Here is a 7,690-nt window from a genome sequence, read left to right on the forward strand (position 1 = left end):
CGGGCCGGTTGCCTTATCCCCATCTATCACCGGCAGGCGGCCATGAAGACTCACAATACGTGTTTCGTTCGCCCGGCGCTGGCGGCACTTTGCGCGGCTTCGCTCGCAACGCTCGTCGCGTGCGGCGGAAGCGTCTGCGTCGGCGTCGACGACTGTGGCGGCGAAAACGGGCAGGCAAGCGACACGCTATCCGGCACGGCCGCCACCGGCAAGGCGCTCGCTAACGCGGTGGTCGGCTTCAGTTGTGCGCAGGGTTCGGACTCCACCCTGTCGGACGGCGGTGGACACTACAGCGTCACGTTCAACACTACGCTTCCCTGCATCCTCACCGTGACCTCCGGCGGCACGACGCTGCATTCGCTGGCATTTGCCGGCGGCACCTTCAATACGACGCCCGAGACCGAACTGATGCTCGTCTACCTTGCTTCTCAACTCGGGACGACCGAGACCAGTCTGATTGCGGGTTTCCCGAGCAACTCACAGTTCCAGCAGGTGCTTTCAAACCCGGCCGATGTGCTGGCTGCGCAATCGGCAGTCGTCACGAATCTGCAGCAGCGCTATGCGGTCACGCTGACGGCACCGGCGTTTCTGACGACACCGTTCATAGTCGGGCAAGCAGGCGTCGACAGCGATCTCGGCGCGCTCGCGACAGCAGGCGCCATCGACGCCGATGGCATGCCCGATCCGGGCGCCGTCTCCCTGCTGTCGGCGGCAGGTCTCGCCCATCCGCTCGCGACGACGTCCACACCTCCATCCGGCACTGGCGGAACGGGCAGCGCCACTGGCGGCATGATGTGACGTGTGGCGAGCCGCAGGTGCGCTGCGGTTTGGGCCTAGCGTCACAAGGCAAAAACCGGCCAGGAAGCGTCACTCGTCCGAACCGTCTGACCGACATTGACGCGTCCCCCCGTATCTTCGAATCGCACTGCCGATTTGTGCGCGACAGACTCAGCTGCCGATCCGGCGGCGAACGAGCACACCAGCAGTGTTGCCAAGAGGCGGTTCATCCCACGACCCCATAGTAGAGGGTGATGTCTTCTCCATCGTATGCGGCGTCGCACTTTTGGAAAAAATGCTCAACGGTCTCTCGGACGACGCGATGGTGTCCATTCGAGTAGTTATAGACCTTGTCGCCGACATAGATCCCAACATGCTTTTGGGGATGATCGTTCATCCTGTCATTGGCATCGATGTGTTTGGCAGACGTCACGAAGATCAGAAGGTTCTGGTCTTCTCGGATGTGCGGCTTCTGAATCCAGAGGCCTGTATCAGCGAGGCTGTTATAGATGTCATTGACACGTATGGAGACTCTTTCCTTCTCTTTCGTGTTCTTAAGGTTGCAGAGCACGCCAACCTGCAAACCCAGAACGTGAGCCACGAAGTGTGCGCAGTTGTTCTTTCCGACGTACTTGTGCGGGCAGATAGTAACGATGTTCTTGCCGACGAGGGCATCCAGTGCAGATTGCGTAAGCTTCATCGCGATGCCTCAATTTATAGAGTCTCTATCCGGTTGGCGACAGAGCATCTCCCCGTTGCAAAAAGTCGGGCACGTCTTCAGTTATTTACTATAGCCACCTCGTTCCCGGATTCAAGCGAAGCGATCCAGCACGACGCAACGGAAACAATCAGCGTTGGGCATCGCCCGCGAGAAAGTAGGCGCCCCAGAAATATGGATGACGATAAAGGGCGCCGTCGCGTCCGTCGAGCATGTTGCGCTGGGTGCGGGCTAGTGCGTCGGCCTTCGAGAGCGTCGGATTCGCGGCATAGGTGTCGAACAGTCCAACCATGAGTTGCTTCGCCGATTGCGACTCGACTGCCCACTGCGTCACGAGCACGGAGCGCGCGCCGGCCGCGAAAAAACCTCGCGCGAGGGCCGATACCGCGTCTCCGGCATCGCCGCTCGCGTAGCCGGTATTGCAGGCCGACAGAACGACCCAGTCGGCGTTGAGTCGCAGCGCCACGATATCGTCGATCGTTAGAACGGAGTCGTGCAGACCGGCGCCTTCGTATCCAAGCGCGAGCCCCGCCTTGCGCATTCCCGGCAATTCGCCGGCGGTAATGCCGTGCGTCGCGAACAGTATGACTCGCGTATCGGACAGATCTTCTTTCAGCACCGTGCTGCGCGTCGCCTGTGTGTCCCGGATCACGCTCTGTGCCGGCGCGCCCAGGGCCCTCGCGATTGCCTGCGCTTCCTCCAGCGTTTCGGGCAGGCGTCTGACACGCCGATAGTCGAAGTCGTCGGCATAGCCTGCGGTAGCAACCGGTTGTCCTCGCACGCTTTGCAGCGGGCCGTCTTCGACAGGCGCGTGCGGGCTGCCGTCGAAGCTCGGGTCGGCGAACGCAATCAGTGGTTGCCGCGCGTGCGCGGCAGGCTGGCTGCGCGCCAGCACCAACGCCGATGCGCTGGGCATCTGTACCGGAATAACCCGGGCGATCCACCAGTCGGCATCGGCAAGGGTTGTGGCCGGACGCGTTATCAGGACGTCGAACGGCACGCTCGCCAGCACGCCGCTCGTCGACAGATAGACCGTCGTCGCATCCTGTAGAGCGGACTGCATCGGCGCAATCAGTGCCTGAAACAGGCCAGCTGCGGCGGCAATCCCGAAGCCCGCTAGGTCACCGGGTGTTTGGGGAGGCCTTGCGCTGTCAAAGCCGGCACGCAGTGCCAGCGCCATCTTTCTTACTTGTTCACGCGTAATGTCCAGGCGCCATGCGTGCAAGTCACCTCCAGGAAGGACAGCGTAGCCATAACTTGCCTGTCTGCCTGCGTAAAGGTCGATATACACTTCCTTCGGATGCAGCACTTTTCCCAGTGCGGCGGGCGTCGGGATTGCAGGCGCAATCAGCTCGCGATATGTGGGAAACTGCGCGTCGATCTCACGGTGCAGTCGGCGCAGATCGGCGGTCGCGTTGCGCAGTGCCTGCTCCTTTTCGGCGGCATCGTCGCTTTGTCGTTTTATGTCCGTCGGGTCTGTCTTACTTTGCGCAGTGAGTCGATCAAGTTGGGCTACCGCGCGCGCGAACGAAGCGCGGCTGGTGTCCTGATCGTAGCGCAGTATCTGTTCCTTCTCTATCAAAGCGCGCAGTTGCGGCGTGCCCGCTGCCAGCCGCGCAGCGCCATCGATCATGATGCCCTGTGTGGCGTTCATCTGCAGCAGTTCGGCGATGCGAAACGCAAGCGCCTGCGATTGCGCCGACCCGTCACTGCGCATCAGGCGGTCCATCGACGCGACCAAAGCGCCATCTTCCACGTAGTAGCCGTGCGCGCTGGCGTCGGCCCAGTCGTCGCGGGAACCGGCCAGCGGTTGGACGTAACGCTCGATGTCGGCATCGCTCATGTTTCCCGCAGGATCGTTGAGTCGGTATAAGACCTGCATCGCAGCCTGATACTTGTAGAACGGACTTCCTGCGCCCTGTGTGCGCAGCGTCTGCTCCATTGCTTCGCCAATCCGCGCACTCGCGCTCGCCCATTGCCCGCGCGAAGCCATGCTCAAGGATTCCGCTTCCTGTGCAGGAAAGCTGCCGGCCAGCACCGGGTTGACTGCACGACCCCGTTCCAGTGACTGCGCATCGCTTTGATACTGCCCGATCCTGCCCATGACGAGCGCGATCATGAGGCGTATCCGCAACGCACCACCGTAGCCGACTTCGTATTCCGGTACGCCTGCGCTCCGGTAGCCGGAAATGCTGCTGTCGATAGCGGCGAGTGCCGCGTCGTAGTCGTCGAAAGAGCATAGCGCCAGGGCGCGAGCGAAGTCGACACCGGCGCGTTGATATGGGGTGGCTCGCAGATCGGGCCGACTCGTCAGGTACGCGCTTATCTCGTTGACGTAGCTCAACGCTTCGGCGTGCCGGTCGTTTTGTATCAGCAGTCGAGTCAAGCCGACGATGTTGTTGAGCAACTCAGTGGCAGCCGCGCGATGCCGCCGGTCGCTGAGAGAAGGATTGTTGAGGTTCGTCCATGCCAGCTCCGAATGCTCGCGGCTCTTGAGCAACGCGAGATCGTGCCGGTTGAGGAAGCGGTTGTCGATCTCCGCTTCTGCCGCGAGAAACGCGTAGGCTGGTTCACGCGGCAGCGTTTCCAGCTCGGCAGCCGAGGTGTCGCGAGCGAGCGACCTGGCACGCTCCACCAACTGCTCGCTTCTCGCGTATTCACCCACGAGAGACAACGACATGGCGAGCTCCGATGCAGCAAGCGATCGTCGCCCTGCCGGTATGGCCGCATCCCCCACGATCTCGTCACGTACCTGCAGGGACTCTGCGACTCGTCCGTCGCGGAAGTATCCTCTGACAAGTTCCATCAGCAGCGTGTACCGCTGCTCGCCGTCCCGGGTCCGCGAGAGCTCGCGGCGAATTTCCTGGACGCGAGCCTCCGGCAATGCGAAAGCGTTGACCACGTTCTGCGCCGCAGTCGCGGAAGCGGAAGCCCCGACGTTGCCCACTTCCGGGGGGGCGCTGATGTGCTGAGCCCACGCGCATCCTGGCGCGCTGAATGCGAGCGCAATCGGCAATATGACATGTGACAGCGCGAGCGCCATGATGGCATCTCCTCCACCAAAGGATAGACGCTGACCGTATCAGGTCAACGCCGGGCGTCGGATAAGCACATGAAGCGCACCGCGCGTTTGGCAAAAGGGCTCAAAGACCGAACCAGGGATTTCGACGCAAAGCGTGACATGGGCTCACGCGACGAAATCGTGACTCCATGCTTACATGACGCTGTCTCGTCTGCTGTCGTGAGCGATGTTTTACGTTGCCGGGTCACTTGCTTTTGTTTCGTGCAGGTCCTATGTTTTATCAACAAGATTCACGAAGGTGCCGAAGGGGCGCGTCATGCGGCTTGCTCGGCACAACGGGGCGCACGGATCTCGCAGCTAGCGTTTCGGAACGACAGCCGAATGCGCGCTGTTTGCTTGAGGCGTCGGTCGCGTGCCAATGGGTTGGTGATCTTCGACTCACAACAAACCGCATCTCGCGCCTCGTCCTTGGGGCTAGTGATCGCTGATTAATCGTCGAGAAGAATCCGTCAAGGCTTGCTGAGCACTCAATTGGCGTCGTATTACCGAGCATGCGCCAAGGATCGAGACGATGAAACTAACTGCATTTTTTATTGCCATGGGCAGTGGCGCGATCATTATCGCGTGCGCAGCGGCATCGGCGGCCACTGTTGATCCGAGTCCGCAGGCGCTACCGGCGGCCCTGACGAGGTACACAGGCCCAGAGTATGACGGGGTCTGGTCCGGACAGGGAAAGCTCGAAGAGGGAAACTGCGCCGACTCGGCATCTATAAAATTTACTGTGAAAGGCGGACGCATCCTGACGAGCGGCTTTACCGAAGGTGTTTCTTTTGGTAATGGCCGCGGATCGAGCAAGGTGTTTGGCGTCATTCTTCAGGACAAGTCGATTGACCTGACTCTGCTCGCACAGACTTCGCGCGGAAGAGACTCCCAAGCCCACGGCGAACTCACGGCTCCAAACGAGATGCGAATACACGACCCGGGAGGATGCACCTACACCTACACGTTGACAAAGGGTTAGAAATGGGACGGTTTATATATCGCGCTGCGGCGTTTATAAGCTGCTGGCTAATTCTAAGCGTTTGCACGGCAGCCGACAGACTGGCGGTTCCGATCATTACGGCTGGCAATCCTGATGCGCCGACCAGGATCGATTTTTACTTGTCGCCGACTTGCCCGATGTGCGCTGCCACATTCCGTAACACGGTGCTTCCCCTGCTGATACAGGCAACCAGGGGACGCCAGCTGTTTGTGTTTATAGGCATCCTGCCCCGCTCTCCGGGCGACGCTGACTTTGCCCGGGTGCTCACTTGCGTTCCACAGGACAAGCTACTTCCGTTCATGACGCGCTGGTACTTCTATCGCCGCACGGGTGATGCTCGGCTCGGCAAACTGTTCCAGATGGGCAAACAGTATGGGATCGCCGGTCAATCCGTCGCCGAATGCACGTCCGAGCAGAATGACGCAATGCTGTTGGGCTTTAACCAATTTGTATTCGCGAAGGAACGCATCTCCGAAACGCCCGCGGTGTTCATCAACAAGAAGCATGTACCGGAGATTTTTTACCTGTGGCAACTGGAAGATCTCTTACCGGAACTTTCCGACAAAGACATGAAGGATGGGTCATGAAGACCAAGCTTAAATTATCGACGGCGCCCGCGGTCTGGATAGCGCTGCAAACGACTTGCTTCGCGTGCGGTGGTAGTGCCATGAGCTCGCTTGGAAGCGTGACGACCGCGCAGGCTCCGCCTCCTGAAGTCGTTACCGTCACTGCCGCCGTCGGAGGTGGTGGAGTGAATACCGCGGTCAGCGCAGCGATCGAGGCGAGCGGATTGCCAGCAAGCTCCGATTAACTCCCCAGCCGACTTCGGTCGTCGCTGAGCCGGAGGCCACAAGTATCGCAGTCGTTTGAGGTTCGGCACAAACGCTTACCCAAAGGACTACGAGTGTTGAGTGGTAAAGCTTAGCCGAGGCGCCTGCACATGACATCGATGCCCTGTTGGTTCTCTCAATTGCAGTGGTGCGACCCGCCCGTCCCGGTTACTCACTTCGTCGCAAACATTGTCAGCAGAGAACTGATTCCACATGGCGCGGGCATCTATGTCTTTTCGACCGACGATCAGGCTTTGACAGCGATAAATGTCCTATATGTTGGAAAGGCGGACGGTGCCAGACAAACGCTTCGATCACGCCTTGGCGTGTATTTCCGAAGATTCGCGCGGCAAACCTGCAAGCCGAGCAAACATGCTGGCCTGGAGTGTCTCTGCAAGACCTACCAAAAAACTCCGAACGCCGTGTTCGTACGATGGGCAGGGTGCGTTGTAGCGCGAGAAATCGAGGGGGAATTGATCAGCCTCTTCAATCCCGCCTGCAATGCTAAGGACGAGCATCGTTACGGGTACGGCGAAGATGAGTTCATCCCCGCTGAGTACCTTTATTAGCCCCTGATGTGATGGACGAACTCTTCAGCACCGTGAAGAGCCCGCGCCAAAGCAGGAAGATCGTAACTTCACGAAATGAGATGGATATCGCGCGCTTCCGGGACAAACACGTCGCTGAACTCCCGTTCAGCGCAGCCGGCTAAAGCAAGCGCGCAATTCGGCGACGAAGAGGTCCGGTTGCCCGAAAGCGGCGAAATGCCCGCCTTTCGCGACTTCATTCCAATAGAAGAGCTTTGAATAGGTACGCTCGCCCCAAATTCTGGGTGACCGGGAGATCTCGCCGGGAAAGATGGATACGCCGACGGGGATATCAAGTAGCCATGCCGCTCGCCACAGTGAGCAAACTCGTGCGTTCGCTGGAGCAGCATCTCGGCGTCAAGCTGCTCCAGCGAACGACGCGACGCGTCACCATCACGTCCGAGGGGGCCGCGTATTACGAGCGCCGCTCGCGCTTACTGAAGGAGCTCGAGGACATCGACTCGAGTTTCGCCAGCGCGCATCGGCGTCCGCGCGGGCGGTTGCGCATCGACATCGGCTCGGCGACCGCAAGCTGCGTGTTGATCCCCGCGCTGCCGGACTTCATTGCGCGATATCCGGATATACGTGTCGATCTCGGCGTGAGCGACCGGCGGGCCGATCTCATTGGCGAGAACGTAGATTGTGTCGTCCGCGGCGGCAATGCCGACGAGCTCTCGCTAATCGCGCGTCCGCTTGGCCGTGCATCCTGGGTGA

7 protein-coding genes are annotated in these 7,690 nt (G+C 60.1%); 5 read left to right on the forward strand and 2 right to left on the reverse strand.

Annotation, left to right across the window (positions count from 1 at the left end):
- Positions 1 to 42: 42 nt before the first annotated feature.
- Entirely contained in the window at positions 43 to 798 is a 756-nt protein-coding gene (locus tag J3489_RS22975) for a hypothetical protein (protein ID WP_207001941.1), read from the forward strand.
- A 205-nt stretch (positions 799 to 1,003) separates the two neighbouring features.
- Here the strand turns inward: J3489_RS22975 and J3489_RS22980 are convergent, their stop codons facing one another.
- Both J3489_RS22980 and J3489_RS22985 read right to left on the reverse strand, forming a co-directional pair.
- Positions 1,004 to 1,477 (reverse strand): hypothetical protein, encoded by a 474-nt coding sequence (locus J3489_RS22980; RefSeq protein ID WP_207001943.1) that lies wholly within the window; start codon positions 1,475 to 1,477, stop codon positions 1,004 to 1,006.
- Positions 1,478 to 1,625: 148 nt separating this feature from the next.
- Positions 1,626 to 4,538, reverse strand: coding sequence for a CHAT domain-containing protein (locus tag J3489_RS22985; protein WP_207001944.1), 2,913 nt, complete (start codon positions 4,536 to 4,538; stop codon positions 1,626 to 1,628).
- 550 nt (positions 4,539 to 5,088) lie between these two features.
- On the opposite strand from J3489_RS22985, the gene J3489_RS22990 reads away from it, so the two are divergent.
- From J3489_RS22990 to J3489_RS23005, 4 genes are all read left to right on the forward strand, one after another.
- Positions 5,089 to 5,538 carry a hypothetical protein gene (locus J3489_RS22990; RefSeq protein ID WP_207001946.1) on the forward strand — a complete coding sequence of 150 codons (450 nt, stop codon included), beginning with the start codon at positions 5,089 to 5,091 and terminating at the stop codon, positions 5,536 to 5,538.
- Between the two features lie 2 nt (positions 5,539 to 5,540).
- Positions 5,541 to 6,146 (forward strand): thioredoxin domain-containing protein, encoded by a 606-nt coding sequence (locus J3489_RS22995; RefSeq protein WP_207001949.1) that lies wholly within the window; start codon positions 5,541 to 5,543, stop codon positions 6,144 to 6,146.
- Positions 6,143 to 6,370 carry a hypothetical protein gene (locus J3489_RS23000; RefSeq protein ID WP_207001951.1) on the forward strand — a complete coding sequence of 76 codons (228 nt, stop codon included), beginning with the start codon at positions 6,143 to 6,145 and terminating at the stop codon, positions 6,368 to 6,370. Before J3489_RS22995 ends, J3489_RS23000 begins: the two co-directional genes overlap by 4 nt.
- A 908-nt stretch (positions 6,371 to 7,278) precedes the next feature.
- Positions 7,279 to 7,690 (forward strand): LysR substrate-binding domain-containing protein (locus tag J3489_RS23005; protein WP_207001953.1); only part of this gene is annotated, 412 nt, incomplete at its 3' end.

Source organism: Trinickia mobilis, from assembly GCF_017315705.1.
Taxonomy (GTDB): Bacteria; Pseudomonadota; Gammaproteobacteria; order Burkholderiales; family Burkholderiaceae; genus Trinickia_A; species Trinickia_A mobilis.

Bases quoted from the DNA above. Each gene is read 5' to 3' on its own strand.
- J3489_RS22975 (WP_207001941.1), top strand. From the start codon at position 43: ATGAAGACTCACAATACGTGTTTCGTTCGCCCGGCGCTGGCGGCACTT.
- J3489_RS22980 (WP_207001943.1), bottom strand. From the start codon at position 1,477: ATGAAGCTTACGCAATCTGCACTGGATGCCCTCGTCGGCAAGAACATC.
- J3489_RS22985 (WP_207001944.1), bottom strand. From the start codon at position 4,538: ATGGCGCTCGCGCTGTCACATGTCATATTGCCGATTGCGCTCGCATTC.
- J3489_RS22990 (WP_207001946.1), top strand. From the start codon at position 5,089: ATGAAACTAACTGCATTTTTTATTGCCATGGGCAGTGGCGCGATCATT.
- J3489_RS22995 (WP_207001949.1), top strand. From the start codon at position 5,541: ATGGGACGGTTTATATATCGCGCTGCGGCGTTTATAAGCTGCTGGCTA.
- J3489_RS23000 (WP_207001951.1), top strand. From the start codon at position 6,143: ATGAAGACCAAGCTTAAATTATCGACGGCGCCCGCGGTCTGGATAGCG.